This is a genomic window from Persicitalea sp. (genome assembly GCF_041751555.1).
Taxonomy (GTDB): Bacteria; Bacteroidota; Bacteroidia; order Cytophagales; family Spirosomataceae; genus Persicitalea.
This window is the reverse complement of the sequence record NZ_JBGSXF010000044.1, coordinates 1-13,612: the sequence shown is the minus strand read 5'-3', so window position 1 is coordinate 13,612 and position 13,612 is coordinate 1. Positions and strand designations below refer to the sequence as shown.

Genomic DNA, 13,612 nt, shown 5'->3' with positions numbered 1-13,612 from the left:
GCCCAAACTTCGCAGCGACGACACCCGCAGCGGCCCCTCGAAAGCATGAGCATCGATTCTGAGGTTAGGAATATCGTAATAAGGTTCGGAATTTCGGTAGCCCCCCCCGAAGTACCCCATTGAGGGCTTAGGGAATGGCTTCGCCAGATGCCAGGCCGCCAGCAAGTTGCTGGGATTGCCGCCGGGGCGGTTGCTGTGGCCATCGGACCAGACAGCGTAGCGCCAGTGCGAGATTTTGCCCTGCTCGTCCAATCGGGCGGCAGCCTCCATGCACATCGCACTGCCGTAGGGTTCCCAAGCGTGTTCGTCTTCCCGCATCCATTGTAGCCGAACGGGCGTACCTGGCATCGCCATCGCTACTATGGCAGCATCAGTAGCGGCGTCGTCGGCCCCGTTGTGACCGTAGCAGCCCGAGCCAGGTACCCCGACAATATGTACTTTTTCAGGTTCCAGGCTCAGCATCTTGGCCAGCGCGTCCCGAAAAGGGTAGATACCCTGGCTGTGCGACCACACGTGCAACAATCCTTCTTTGTAAAGAGCCACGCCGCAAGAGGGCCCGATGGAGCCATGCATCTGGTAGGGCTTGAAATAGCTGGCCTTTACCGTTTTTCCGTCCGCCTGATCCAGAGCCTCGGTCGATCCTAGTTCTTTGACCTTTTGACTCTTCGCCGGAAGGTTCTTGATGTATGTTTCTATATCCTGCCCCATCGGCAACGGCGGTGCGTCCGACCAGCGCGCGTGTTCCAGGGCGGTTTCCCTCGCCCGGATGGCCTGGTACTCATCGGCGGTCACTACGGCCAGGAAAGTACCATCGATGACCGTTTTCAGCAGGCTCGGTACTTTTTTGGCAAATGCTTGTTCGTCGAATGACAGGAGTTTCGCTCCGCTTCCCGGAGGCCGCACGACCCGAGCGTGCACCATGCCCGGCATCCGAAGATCCTGCACGTAAAGCACTTGCGCCCGTACCATTTGCTCGATGTCAGTCCGGGGGATTGCTTTGCCAACGTACCGATAGGTGTCCGGCGATTTGAGTTTTACGGGTAGTTTTACCTCACCCTGCAATTGCGCACCGTCCAGAAGTTGGGCAAAGGTTAGCGTTTGTTTTTTTCCTTTCCGGCTGACTTTTCCGTTGGCCATTGTGAGCTGCTCCGGCGGTGTCTGCCATCTTTTGCCCGCCATTTCCAGGAGTTGATGGCGGGAAAAAGCCGCTGCATAACGCACCGACATTGCCGTATTTTCCATTGAGCCGCTCCCGGCTGTGTAGCCTTCGTTGGGGGTGCGTCCGGTTTCGGCCAGATGCACCTCCACCTGATCAAGGGCTAGATCGAGCTCTTCGGCGGCAACCTGCATGATGGCCGTGCGGACACCCTGCCCCAGTTCCATTTTACCAATCAGTACCCGCACCCGGCCGTCGCCCAGTACTTCCAGCCAGGCGTCGAGTCGCGGTTGTCGACGTAGGGCACCGGGTAGGGTTTCTTCAACCAAATTCGGTCCCGCCTCGGCCCAGGCGTTGCCCAGCAGAGAAAAACTAATAGTCAGGCAGCCGAGGTTACTGATAAATTTCCGGCGCGACTGCTGAGGATTGTACGATGCTTCTTTCATGATGTTTTTTGGGTAGTCGGAGTTCAGGAGGCATCCGCTGCCCGTTGGACAGCCTTTATCATTCGGGTATGGGTACCGCAGCGGCACAAGTTGCGATCCATACCCGCCCGGATTTCGGTTTCGTTGGGTTTCTTGTTGCTTTCAAGCAAGGCTACCGCCGCAATCACCATGCCATTGAGGCAGTAGCCGCATTGGGCCGCTTGTTCCTCTACGAAAGCACTTTGTACCGGATGTAGCGTGCCGTCGGACTGGGTCAACCCTTCCAGCGTGGTGATTTCACGGCCTGACATCTCTTCCACGGGTATTCGGCAGCTTGGCACTGCCTGGTCGTCCATCAGCACCATGCAGGAACCACAGACTTCGATGCCGCAGCCATATTTCGGGCCATTCAATTCCAGTTGATTGCGCAGTACGTAAAGCAGCGGCGTAGCGGGATCGACCCGAACCGTCCGCGTTTTGCCATTTACTCGCAAGGTGACGTCTTTTTCCATGGGTGAATAATAAGGTATACCATTTGTCTCTACTTATTGAAAGACGCCGATCAGGAAAATCTTGCCTTCTCTCTCCATATTTCTTCATCTTTTCTTGCAAAATGAGGGGTAAGATTTGGAATTTTAGTTAAGTCGAGACTTACGTTTAGTGAGATGATTTGATACAGTTGTGAATTTAACTTTTCACCTTACCAAATCAAACAATGAAAAAGCACCTCTTTTCCTTCATCCTGATCGTCGCAACGCCTTTCTTGGCAAACGCCCAGTACGGTTTAAGCTACGGCAGTACTAAACAGAGTCAACCCTCCCACAGCAATTCACTTTTTGCAACTCCTTCGCAGCCTAGCGTCCGCTATCAGCAGGGGTACAGCAGAAGCGATGGCTCCTACGTTGAGCCGCACTACAAGACACGGTCGAACAGCACCAACTTGGACAACTTCTCTACCAGCGGGAGCCTAAACCCTTATACCCAGCAGTCGGGAAGCCGAGCGCAAGATTACTCGCCTGAGGCATCGAATTACGGATCCGGTCGGACGATCCATACGGGTCCACGTGGCGGGCAGTACTACATCAACAGCAATGGTAACAAAACTTACGTTCCCAAACAGCCCAAGTCTTATTCTCCCTTTTGATGAATGACAACTTTGAAGTAGGTTTGTCACGGTAACTCGCTCCCTCATGCCTGGAAAACCTACTTCTCCTCTTTCACAATCTGAATTGTACGAAGCTCTGAAAAAGCGCCAAGGCTGGGCGTACGATCACTTGTACGCTGAGTTATCGCATTCGTTCCGGTACTGGGTCGAGAGGAATAGTGGCTCGGGAATGGACGCCGAGGATGCTTTTCACAAAGGGTTGTTAAATTTTTTCCTGAACCTGGAGACAGGAAAGTACGAGTTTCGGGAAAATGCCAAAATTACTACCGTTGTATTCGATTATTGCAAAAAGGTGTGGCTCAATGAACTTGCGTCGAGTCGTTTGAAAAAGAGATCGGTCATGCCCGATGCCTACGACCCTGCCAACGATGTCGATTTGCAAAAGGACCTCGAACGCGGCGAAACCATTGCGCAAGTGAGGGTAGCCCTTAATCAACTGAAAGACGATTGCCGACGGCTCATCGAGTTGTTTTATTTAGATGAACTTTCGCTGAGAGAAATCGCCGGGAAGTTGGGAATGAAAGAGTCCTCGACCAAACAAAAACGGTACGACTGCACCGAAAAATTGAAACAGTTGGTGTTAAAACAAGCCCCCCGTAACTGATGAATTACGAACAATTTGACAGGATAGAAGCATATCTACAGGACGGACTTTCGAGTCCCGAGCGGATATCTTTCGAGACCGAATTGAAAACGAATACAGAATTGAGATCAGAAGTGGAACTACAACAGAAGCTGCGTCTGGGATTGCGAGCGCTCGCTATCGAGAAGCAAATCCTCGACGCTCAGAAGCGAACGCAAACGCAGATTGTTTCAAAAAACACAACTATCAGAAGGCTTGGCAGTTGGCAAAACTGGGGTTTGGCGGCCTCGGTGACCATCATGATGGGCGCCGGGTGGTTAGTTTGGCAATACAATCAAACTTCCGGCAATTCAAGTCTCCGAGGACTGGCGGAACGGGAAATGACCGATATGCGGTACAAATCCATGCCCTTAGATTCTCTGCAAGGAATTACCAACAACGGTAATTCAGCAGAGGCTCGCCAAAAGGCCGAGTGGTACGTGGCGCTGGCCTATATGCATAAGGGCCAGAAAAAAGAAGCAAAATCTTTGTTGACGACTATCTCTAATAAACCTGAACACTCGTATCAGCAAAGAGCTAAGAACCTATTAGAAAAGGGTTTCGATTGATTTCACAACCCCATTCCAATCATGCCGATGTCGTCATTTATTTGAAAACATAACGTACGGCCAGGCCGGTACTTTGGGTAGCTACGCCTACGCTAATCCCCGTCGATTTGCTGGTCTTGGGAAGAACGAATAAAATAATCTCCGTGACTGCCGCCGCACCCGCTACGCCCAGCGCGGCCATGAACTTAGAGCGGTCGTTTTTTGCATCAGTTGTCGCTTTGTAAGCCGTTTGCCATTGGCTGAATTCATTGGAAGACAGAATGACGTTGTCGCCGTCAGGGTCGGCCGTTTTGCCGATGCGAGTCACTTCGTCGAGCTTTGATTGGTAGTTATTGTTAAGAGAGTAGGCATAAGCTCCCGCTCCCACACCAACGGCCGCCGCTAAGGCTTTCGCTGCAATGCGGCGCTTTGGCTTCACAAATTTCATCGGCTCGGGCTTGCCGGATGAAATAGTTATCTGCTCCAGCGTTTCTTCTTTCAATTCTGGTTCAGTCGGTTGTTCCTTTTTCGTCTCCGCGCTTTTAGCGGCCTGCTCGTTGCGGTACTTAATAAAGGCTTCACTGTTTTGAATCTGCAACTGAATCAGATCGGGCTTGGTAGCGTACCGTAGCGCTTTCTGGTAGTGTTCTTTAGCGGCTTCGTAGTCTCGTTCGCTGTAAAATTTGGTGGCTTCCCGCGTCCAGTAATCCGTCAGGTTGACTTTGGTAATCGAGTCTTTGGGATTTTCAACCAGCATTTGTTCAAACGAACCAATGGCTTCGTCGCCGTTGCCTTTGTTCAGTGATTGGTAGGCCTGTTCGCGTAGTTTCAGGAGCTTTTGACACTGCTCGATTCTCCCTTTGGCGTAAGGATCGTTTTCAAAATTAGGTACTTCCAGACAGTTCCGATACTGTCGAAGGGCATTTTGATAATCGCCCTGATCGAAGTACTCATCGCCGCGCTTTTTGTAGCGCTCATATTCTTCATCGATTATTCGGCTTACGTTTTGTTCTTCAACGAAACCCACTTTCAGCGCAGCACTATTGGCAAAACCATAGGGGAAAATACCAGCAATAAATGTAAAAAGTAGAGCGTATCGGAGCATAGTTGTTTACAAATTAAGATTGATCTCGCATTCCCTGATTTTTCGCTTGACTTCGTCCGTCGGGCGCAGTGACTGAGCGACTTTGTACCAAGCCATTGCACCCAGATAGCTGTCTCTGTCGTTGATGCGGTCACCTTTTTCTAAATATTGGGTGTAAGCGGCATTTCCCTTGGCCGTATCAAGACCGTTTACTGTCGCCAATTGATTGGCGCTTCTGAAGTAGTTCATCGCGGCTGCTTTATCATTGCTGGAATTGATCGCACCGTTTCCTTTCTCTATTAAATCTTCATACTCCTGTTGGGCTTCTTGTTTCTTCAATGCCACTTTATCGGCTTTACTCTCAGTTGGTTTATTGAGGTTCTCTCCCCCTTTTTTAATAGTACTCAACTCCGATTTCGTAGGTTTAGAGGACGCGGGGCCAGAACCGTCGATGATACCCGCCTTCTGCACCGAAGCAGGAGGAGTGGGTATCTCTTTATCACCATTCTCTAAATTTTTTGTGTCGATAGCTGCCACTGACTGCCCTATTCCTTTTTCGTAACTTGATGCAGTCGTACGGCCAAACCACAAGGACATGCTAACCACCATGACAGCTGCGCCTATCGCCAGCGGCAGCCATACCCGAACCGAAGGTATTTCGATTGGCAGGACAACGCTCGGCTTGTTTATTTTCCTATCGGATTGTTTGGGAGTAGGGACGATCGGACCGGAGGGGATGAAAACGTCCGTATATTCTTCCCGAGGGCCCCCAATAGGTACGGCAAGGGGTACTGGTTTAGAGACGGGGATTTGTGTAGTTGGCTTCTCCAACAAAGACAACAACTCGTCCGGTTTGCGCACTCGTCCCTTAATATCCTTAACCAAACACCGGCGGATCATGCCTTGGAATGGCTCCGCGACGGTCGTCAAGCGGTCGGGAAGCTGGACGGCGGCAATTTTATTCTCCATTTCCCGGCGCTGGGTGGGTTCATTCGACTGCGCTCCCGAGCTGAACGGTTTTTCGCCCGTTACCATCTCGTAAAGAATAACCCCAAAAGCCCACAGGTCAAGGTTAAAGCTGACCGTGCCGCCCGTGATCTGCTCGGGGGCTTTGTACGCGGGCGTTCCGCGTCCATCGCTCAGGTCGAAGTCGGAACTGTCGATCTCGTCTTCGGCCACAAATTTGCTCAGGCCGAAGTCAGCGATTTTGGGCACCAGCCTTCCGCGATTGTCGCGCGAAATGAGGATGTTGGCAGGCTTAAAATCACGGTGAACGATGCGCTGGCGATGCAATGCTTCCAAACCTTCGAGAATGCCCCGCACCAATTCCCGCAACTCGACTTCGCTCAGCGAGCGCGACTTCAACAGATTAGCCAGGTTGCCATCGGGGTAATATTTCATGATGGCAAAATCGCTCATCCCCATTTCAGTTTGGAGCCGATGGCAAGCATCATAGCGGGCGATGTTGGCGTGGCGCGGGACTTTCCGAGCCAATTCCACTTCTGCTTTCAACGACTTGGTATCGTCACTTCGACACTCACATATTTTGATAGCGACCCATTCAGTTTCTACCTGATCCTCCACCTTGATCACTCTGCCGTACGTACCGCTACCCAGCCAGAGGGAATCATCCCCGAACTGAATCGGGTAACGCTGGCGGAAGTCGGAATAGGTGGTGAAAGAGGGGTTCATGTTCGTGTAGATTTAATCGGGATATTTGGTGATCAATACGTCCGAACTACCGGAAGAAGTTAAGGAGAAAGTCTCTGTTTTTACATTACCCCCGAAATAACCTACCATAAAAATAAGGCTGCCGCTACTGTTCAAGGCAAGAGAATTGAAGCCATCGGGAGCTGTGCTACCAACCGATTTGGCGAAGCGGAAGTTGCCGCTGGGATCGTATTGCGCCAGAAAAGCGTCGGTGTCCCCCACTGCGCTGATCGTGGTGTTACCAAACTGACATTTATCGCTCAACAAGCCAGCCACATAAATATTGCCCGTTTTGTCAAACACGACCTTGTTTCCTGCGTCGAATCCGGGACTTCCGGCTGTTCTAAGCCATTCCATATTCAGGGTACTGAGATTGTACTTGGCCAGGAACATATCCCCGTTTCCTCCCTTGTAATCAACTGAGGTGCTGCCGTATTTCCCACCGCCCACGATACCCGTTGCGTACAGAGCGCCGTTGTTTATCGCCAGGCTATTGCCGTAAACGAACGTGCCGGAGTTGCCCCGGTGGAAGTTTTGCAAATTGCCGAATGAATCATATTTGGCGATAAAAATATCGGGTGATACGTTGGAAGAATATTCTTTCGATGCACCCGAAGCGGAGCGAAAAGTCCCGGGCGATTCGTAACTACCCAACATATACACGTTGCCATCCGTGTCCACTGCGACGTTGCTGGCAAAGTCGCTCTCAAAACCACCGCTGGATACAGCCCAAAGCACGTCGCCGCTGTAATTCAACTTCGCCAAAAACATCTCGAATTTACCCTCTACACCCAGTCCGCCCAATGTGACGGTGCCGAGGGTGGTGTTGGCCGCGCCGAAGATTCCGGTCATATAAATCCCCGAAGAATGTAGCGCGATGGACGTAGCAGCATCGGGATTGCTTCCACCGTAATTTTTGAACCACAACAGATTGCCGTCACGGCTATACTTGGCTAGAAAGGCATCGCTTTTACCGTTGACCGTCTTGCGGGAAATAACACCTAGCCGGACATCGTCGGGGCTGGCGTAGTAACCCGCGTTGGAACTCACTTCACCCGTCACGTACACATCGCCCTGGGCATCGATGGCAATGTCTTTGACCTCGTCCGTTTCATTACCCGTGATGCGCTGAATCCAAAGCCCGTCTCCTTTACTATTGTATTTGGCGATAAAGACGTCGTTGGTTCCGGCTATCCCCATCCCGACGGCCCCGAAAGAAAAGGACGCACTGTAAGTACCTACTACATATACATTACTAGCCGCATCTACTGCCACGCTTCTGCCTACGTCATTGCCCGAACTACCCAGTTTCCAAGTGGCGAAGCGCGCCGAAGCCGAGATGCCGGGATCGAAGGTAGTGCTGGTAGTCTGAGTAATTTTCTCGCCGCAAACCGACTCGATCTCGGCTGTGACTGTATAGATTCCGGCAGAAGTATAAGCATAACTGAACGCCGCAGTATCGGTGCGAGACTGCTGAGACAGTGTGGTGCCACCATTGGCAACCTTCCAGGCCACCGCTTTAACGTCGGCAGGGGCGGAAGTCACGAGTTTGTAGCGGTAGGTATCGTTACTGGCACTGGCAACCGTGATAGCTGAGGGCAGGACGCAGGTTTTCACCGTGGTAGAGGTAGTGATAGTGCGTATGACTTTCTCACCACACACCGTTTCTATCTCGGCGCTGACGGTATAAGTACCCGAAACGGCGTAGTTGTGGCTGAAAGCCGTAGTGTCGCTACGATCGGCTTGTTTCAAAACTGTGTTGCCCTGCTGCACTTTCCAAATTACAGCTTTGATATCGGCGGGAGCCACAGTCACCAGAGCGTAGGTGTAGTTGGTTTTGTTGACCCCTACCGTAGTTACGGCGGTAGGCAGCGTGCAGTTTTTTAACGTTTTGAGAGTAGGATCCTCCCAGGCACAGCCCGGCAACCAGCCTACTGAAACAAGCAGAAAAGTACCAAAAATTAAAGAATAAAGCCAACGATGTAAATATCTTTTCATGGAGTGGTTTTGTGACTCGATCCCTTACGTTTTGACAAAAATAATAAAATAATTATCGCAATGAACTCATTGCCAAATCATCGGAAAACTTCCCGTAAAAAAGTGGCGACTGATGGTTGGGCGTATCTCTTCTAATCCGGGGAGCGAGGTAGTTATAAAGCTCCTTAATCGTGACGGTACGATTGCGGTTGGCATCTGCTTTGCCGCCCAGGCCGCTGAGCAGGAAATAAGTAAATACGCCTCCCCGCCAAGTTCTGCTCTCTACCGAACTTTGGGTAGAGCGAGAGGAGAGCATCAGCACTACATTGGAGGATGTAGCTTCTCGGGAAACGGGTGCGTTCCACGTCTCGCGGGTGGTCATACTACCCGATAGGCAGGCATCGGCAATACACAGCTTGGTGATAGCCGCAGAGGACTTGAAACCAGCCTTCACCTCGCGGTGGGTAAGCACCGTGGTCAGGTCGGAGTCGCGCACATCGTAGGGCAGAAAACCACCTTTCAGCCCGTGGCCGGAAAAATAAAAGATTACCCGATCCTGCGCCGTGGCTTTTTGGAAAAGTCGCATAGCTTTCACGATGGAGACTTTTGTGGCCTCTCGGTTAGTAAGCAGAACGATATTTCGAGTGGGGACGGATCCTCCTGCGGCACTTCGCAGAAATTCACCGAACCGTCGGGCGTCGTGGTCGGCATAGCGAAGGTCGCCATTTCGGTAATCGGAAATTTTATAGTCGGCAATGCCCACAATGACGGCGTAGGTCGTTTTCGCCTCAACAGTCCGACAGCTGAAGGAAACGACCCAAAGATTTGTGAATATCCAAATAGTCAGCCCTTTATTGGCTCTTTTCATTTCACGTTACGCAATTGTGCGGGTAAAGTACCTTGTAAATTTCTCGAAAATGTTTCGTGCGGCTGTGTCACCCCTTCTGCATTCACTGATCGCACAGTGACCAGGCAGGCGGAGTAGTTGTCGCGGGTTTGGTTCTGACAACGAAAAAGAATTTCCTCTATCTTGTCTGCCGGAGAATCACTTTGGGCAAAAACCGCTTCCAAAATCCCGCTACTTATTTGTTCCAGAACACCATCGGTACAGAGAAAAAAGCAGTCGCCCGCCCGAATGTCGGCTAGATGTGTGATGTCCGGCTTATCCATTTTAGACGAAAACTCTCCCGACTCTGCCCCTATCGAGCGACTAAGGGAGTTGCGTCGCGGGTGCGCGAGTGCCTGTTCTTCGGTGATGATTCCTTCGGCGACTAATTCCCGTACGTATTTATGGTCTTGCGTTTGGAACAAAATCTGCTCTCCGCGCAGGTGATGCACGCGGCTGTCGCCTACGTGGGCAACGGTAGCGCCCCGTGCGTCGAGGTATAGCAGAGCCAGTGTGGTTCCCATCTTGCTCACCAATGGATTGTGCCGCAGGTACTCTGCCAACGACAGATACGCGCTGCTCAGGGCGGCAGCGAGGTAGCTTTCGGTCAAAATCTCGCCGGGATTTTGCTGAAAGTATCGGGCTACGGCCTCCCCTACCAGCTGGCTGGCTACCTCGCCCCGATCCCAGCCGCCGATGCCGTCGCATACTACGAATAGGCAGCTCTGCTCGTTCACCGGAAGCACGAAATCTTCGTTGTTGGCGCGTTGGCCTACCAACGAAAAAGAGAGCGGTTTTTCTAAGGTAATTGTCACAGTATCAATAAATGAGTTGCGCCTGCGAATCTACTGCGTTTCGTCCGGTTCCAGAGGTTTTAGCATCAGGTAGCTTTCCAGCATTCTAGGTGGAATTCGGTAGGCTTCGAGCCGAAAAAAATCTTTTCCTCCCAGCCCCAAAAGCCCCTGATCGCCTATGTCGATCTTTTCACCGTTCTGAAGCAGGTAGCCGTCGAGCAGGGTACCATTCAGGCTGTTTTTGTGATGGTGTGAATCTACGTCGGAAGCTCCGTCCAGGAGTTGGTAGCGAAAACTACCTTTCCATTTATCAAAAATCACCTCGATGGTACAATGCCGCCGACTGATGTAGCATCTACCGTCGTGTATCAGTCGTTCTACCATCACTTCGCAAGTAGGCGAATGGCCGACTACATTGATGCCCAGTCGAAGCGGGTACTTCACCGTTGGGTTGGCCTGGTGAACCAATCGGCCAAACTCGGGCAACCCCTTCAAAATCCGCTCGTCGTAATACGGCTGGGTCAACGGATTGATCTGCCCGCAGCCCGCATGGGTACACTGAATCGCGCCACTCTCGTAATCACGCGCCTTAACCGCGATGAGTCTACCGCATTTCTGGCAGGAAATGAGGGCGTTTTTAAAATCCGCCATTAGTCCATTTCTGGCATTTCGGCGTCGTTGACGTAGCCACTTTCGGCGGTGTAGTCGTCGTCATCGAAGCTGCCTTCCTCGAAGGTCTTTGCGTTATTGACCGCAAAAGACAGATTAGAATCTACGGGCTCGTAGGCGGTTGTACTTAACTCTTCCAATCGGTGAACATCGACCAGAAAAGGCTCCTCGATGGCATGCATTCCAACGACCTGCTCAGAAGCCGTATCATAACGATATACAGAATCGAGTCGATCATCGCCTCTCATGTCCATATAGGCAATCAAATCATTGGTATCCTCGTCCAGAAACACGATTGCATCGGCTGTCCCATCGTGATCCTCATCAATGCCGATCGCCACTCGCCCATTGAGGACAAATTCATAAATATCCGGCTCATCTATCGGCCCCTGAGCTACATCCCTGACGTTGGGTCGAAACCCGACATCTTTCAAAAAAGCCTGCCGCTGGCCCAATGATAATCCTTGCCACTCCTCCGCGTAAAAGGTATTATATACCTCGCCATGCCAGGAAAATATTCCGCCTGGACCTACGTCTTCGCGAGCGGCGGCAAATGCCTGGCCAAAAGACATTTCCTCGTTTGCTACGGTAGCGATGTCGATGTTTTCGCCGGGTATGATCGTACCATTCTGCACCGCTGACCTGGTATTGTGCTGCAGGGACGTATTTTCTCCTGTGGCGTCCTCAGATGGTTCGACTGGAACGGGATTCTCTTTCCTATCGGTGTCGTTTTCAAGAGGATTGGCGAGTAAACCTGAATTGACTGCCGCGAAAGTGGCTCCGGCCCCTAGAAGAACCGCCGCCGTGGCCAGCGCCGCTTTTTTACGGTCGCTGATTTTGATTTTATCGTCGGCGGGCTGGGACAAGGGAGGAAGCGGGGCAGAAAAACAGCTGAAAACATCAGTCATTTCCGGTTCGGTAGGCGAGATTTTGGTCATGAGGGAGTTGTTTTTGAGGTTGTATCAAACGAAGGCAGGAAAGGTAAGTCAAAAATCGAAAAAAATTACTCGACCCAGACCGCTTTGCAGCGATGGCACTTCTTCTGCCGCTCCAGCATCTCGTACTCGCGGTTGCCGAAAGGCTCCCGGCAAATAGTGTTAGGACAGCGGTAGTGTTGGCGGTATTCTTTTTCCAATAGTTCAAGCTTCTCGTCGGTCGAGAGCAAATGCGAAGAAAGCGTCGGGATCAGAATGCTCAACCCAGCGCTCGAAAGCATAGCGAGAAACCCCAAACTACCCGCCGTCGCCACGGTGCCAATCCCGATCACTGAGCCACCCACCACGCTCCAAAGGCGAATCATTTTTTCGCGATTGCGGCAGTCCTTACGTAGTTGGGGGTAGTCGTCGTACACTTTACGCAGGAGGGCAAATTCTTCCGTAAAATCCAGCGGATTCTTTTTTGGAAAGCGGCTTTCGGCGGGGCTTTTGCCCGTATCGGGCAGTAGTTCTTCCACCCTGAATTTGTGCTCCGCCAGCCAGATTTCATCTTCCAGATCGACCAGTTTTCGCGCTAACTGTACTTTTCTCTGATTTACATCCGCAAAGAAGGTACCGTGCTTGCTGTCGCTATCTTCGAGAATAAAACTTGTGGGCGAACAGACGATCAATCGGGCATGGGTACGGCTGATGGTTGCATGATTCAGAACGACGGTGTTGGCCTTGTCACGGCCGATGGTGACCGTAGGTATTTCAGGAATGGCTGGTGGCGAACTCATTGTCTGTGGAGGGATTTGGGAGGCAAGTTAAAGATGTAGCTCGATATTTAAAAGGTTTATATACTAGTACTTACCACACCTTCCGCCCCAGTGAATCATAAACTACCCTCTTCTCCCACAAATCCCCGTACTCTTCCAGAAATGCCAAATGCGCCGGATCGGTCTGGTAGATTTCCTCCTCGATCAGGTTTTTGAAAAAACACAGCCAGGAAACAGAGTAGCCTTTTTCAATGTCACCGCCGTCGGTACGGGCGGGGCGGCCTATGTGGGAGAACTTTACGACAGATATCTCAGCCAGCTTCTCCAAACCTTCAAGTAGTTTGGCTTCATTCTGCGCGTTGTTGGGGTCTTTGAGGTAGAAGAAAACGTGATGGACAAAAATATCTTTCTTCCGCTCGGGCTCGGCCAGCAGCGGGGCGGTGCCGAGGGCGGCGAGCCCGGCTTTCTGAATGAATATTCTTCGGGAGTTTGCTTTCATTTTTTACCGTAAGGATCAGTACGTCGGTGCGGCGAAGACGCGAGGGGTTTCGCCGCTGTGGTTCTTTGCGCCTTTGCGTCGGTCGGACATTCCGCTTGGCGCAGAATTATCGAGGGCCGACTTTTCCACCGTAACCCACGCTTCGATCATCCCGAACACCCGCTCATCGATCAGTACAGCGCTGCCAAAGGGTCGATTTTCGGGCAAGGCTCCGCAAGATGCAGCGTTGCCCGAGACATGGATACCCACTACGCGCGGTTGGCCATGGACCATCGTCCACACGGGCGAGCCACTATTGCGCTTGGTGGTAGTGAAGGGGTGCAGTAGACAGCGGTCAGTAATTTCGACGATGCCGCCCGACTCTTCCCAAAGTTCAAAATCAGG

At 51.7% G+C, this 13,612-nt stretch carries 15 protein-coding genes; 3 read left to right on the top strand and 12 right to left on the bottom strand.

Translation table 11 applies throughout. From position 1 onward, the window contains the following. Nucleotides 1–1,602, bottom strand: a 1,602-nt coding sequence (locus ACEW8P_RS01410) for a molybdopterin cofactor-binding domain-containing protein (RefSeq protein WP_373511328.1), incomplete at its 3' end; no start/stop codon positions are given. Between the two features lie 23 nt (nt 1,603–1,625). Beyond that, nucleotides 1,626–2,093 (bottom strand): (2Fe-2S)-binding protein, encoded by a 468-nt coding sequence (locus tag ACEW8P_RS01405; protein ID WP_373511327.1) that lies wholly within the window; start codon nt 2,091–2,093, stop codon nt 1,626–1,628. 203 nt (nt 2,094–2,296) lie between these two features. Between ACEW8P_RS01405 and ACEW8P_RS01400 the strand changes: the two genes are divergently transcribed. The 3 genes from ACEW8P_RS01400 to ACEW8P_RS01390 are packed head-to-tail and all read left to right on the top strand — an operon-like array spanning nt 2,297 to nt 3,937. Continuing rightward, nucleotides 2,297–2,725 carry a hypothetical protein gene (locus ACEW8P_RS01400; protein WP_373511326.1) on the top strand — a complete coding sequence of 143 codons (429 nt, stop codon included), beginning with the start codon at nt 2,297–2,299 and terminating at the stop codon, nt 2,723–2,725. A gap of 46 nt (nt 2,726–2,771) precedes the next feature. Further along, nucleotides 2,772–3,350 (top strand): RNA polymerase sigma factor, encoded by a 579-nt coding sequence (locus ACEW8P_RS01395; protein ID WP_373511325.1) that lies wholly within the window; start codon nt 2,772–2,774, stop codon nt 3,348–3,350. Then, nucleotides 3,350–3,937, top strand: a complete 588-nt coding sequence (locus ACEW8P_RS01390) for a hypothetical protein (RefSeq protein ID WP_373511324.1) — start codon at nt 3,350–3,352, stop codon at nt 3,935–3,937. Before ACEW8P_RS01395 ends, ACEW8P_RS01390 begins: the two co-directional genes overlap by 1 nt. Nucleotides 3,938–3,974: 37 nt before the next feature. Here ACEW8P_RS01390 and ACEW8P_RS01385 read toward each other — a convergent pair whose 3' ends face one another. The 10 genes from ACEW8P_RS01385 to ACEW8P_RS01340 all read right to left on the bottom strand — a co-directional run. Beyond that, nucleotides 3,975–5,021, bottom strand: a complete 1,047-nt coding sequence (locus ACEW8P_RS01385) for a tetratricopeptide repeat protein (RefSeq protein ID WP_373511323.1) — start codon at nt 5,019–5,021, stop codon at nt 3,975–3,977. A 6-nt stretch (nt 5,022–5,027) separates the two neighbouring features. Beyond that, entirely contained in the window at nt 5,028–6,692 is a 1,665-nt protein-coding gene (locus ACEW8P_RS01380) for a protein kinase (protein ID WP_373511322.1), read from the bottom strand. A gap of 12 nt (nt 6,693–6,704) precedes the next feature. Beyond that, entirely contained in the window at nt 6,705–8,708 is a 2,004-nt protein-coding gene (locus ACEW8P_RS01375) for an SBBP repeat-containing protein (RefSeq protein WP_373511321.1), read from the bottom strand. A 52-nt stretch (nt 8,709–8,760) separates the two neighbouring features. Then, nucleotides 8,761–9,555, bottom strand: coding sequence for a caspase domain-containing protein (locus tag ACEW8P_RS01370; protein ID WP_373511320.1), 795 nt, complete (start codon nt 9,553–9,555; stop codon nt 8,761–8,763). Further along, complete coding sequence (locus ACEW8P_RS01365; protein WP_373511319.1) at nt 9,552–10,388, bottom strand: PP2C family serine/threonine-protein phosphatase; 837 nt, start codon at nt 10,386–10,388, stop codon at nt 9,552–9,554. The genes ACEW8P_RS01370 and ACEW8P_RS01365 overlap by 4 nt, the downstream gene beginning before the upstream one ends. A 30-nt stretch (nt 10,389–10,418) precedes the next feature. Further along, nucleotides 10,419–11,018: an FHA domain-containing protein gene (locus ACEW8P_RS01360; RefSeq protein WP_373511318.1), complete on the bottom strand. Its 600-nt coding sequence runs from the start codon at nt 11,016–11,018 to the stop codon at nt 10,419–10,421. Next, nucleotides 11,018–11,974: a hypothetical protein gene (locus ACEW8P_RS01355; RefSeq protein ID WP_373511317.1), complete on the bottom strand. Its 957-nt coding sequence runs from the start codon at nt 11,972–11,974 to the stop codon at nt 11,018–11,020. The genes ACEW8P_RS01360 and ACEW8P_RS01355 overlap by 1 nt, the downstream gene beginning before the upstream one ends. A gap of 65 nt (nt 11,975–12,039) precedes the next feature. Continuing rightward, nucleotides 12,040–12,750: an FHA domain-containing protein gene (locus tag ACEW8P_RS01350; RefSeq protein ID WP_373511316.1), complete on the bottom strand. Its 711-nt coding sequence runs from the start codon at nt 12,748–12,750 to the stop codon at nt 12,040–12,042. 70 nt (nt 12,751–12,820) lie between these two features. Continuing rightward, nucleotides 12,821–13,228: a Dabb family protein gene (locus tag ACEW8P_RS01345; RefSeq protein WP_373511315.1), complete on the bottom strand. Its 408-nt coding sequence runs from the start codon at nt 13,226–13,228 to the stop codon at nt 12,821–12,823. 15 nt (nt 13,229–13,243) lie between these two features. After that, the coding region (locus ACEW8P_RS01340; protein WP_373511314.1) for a serine protease at nt 13,244–13,612 on the bottom strand (369 nt) is incomplete at its 5' end.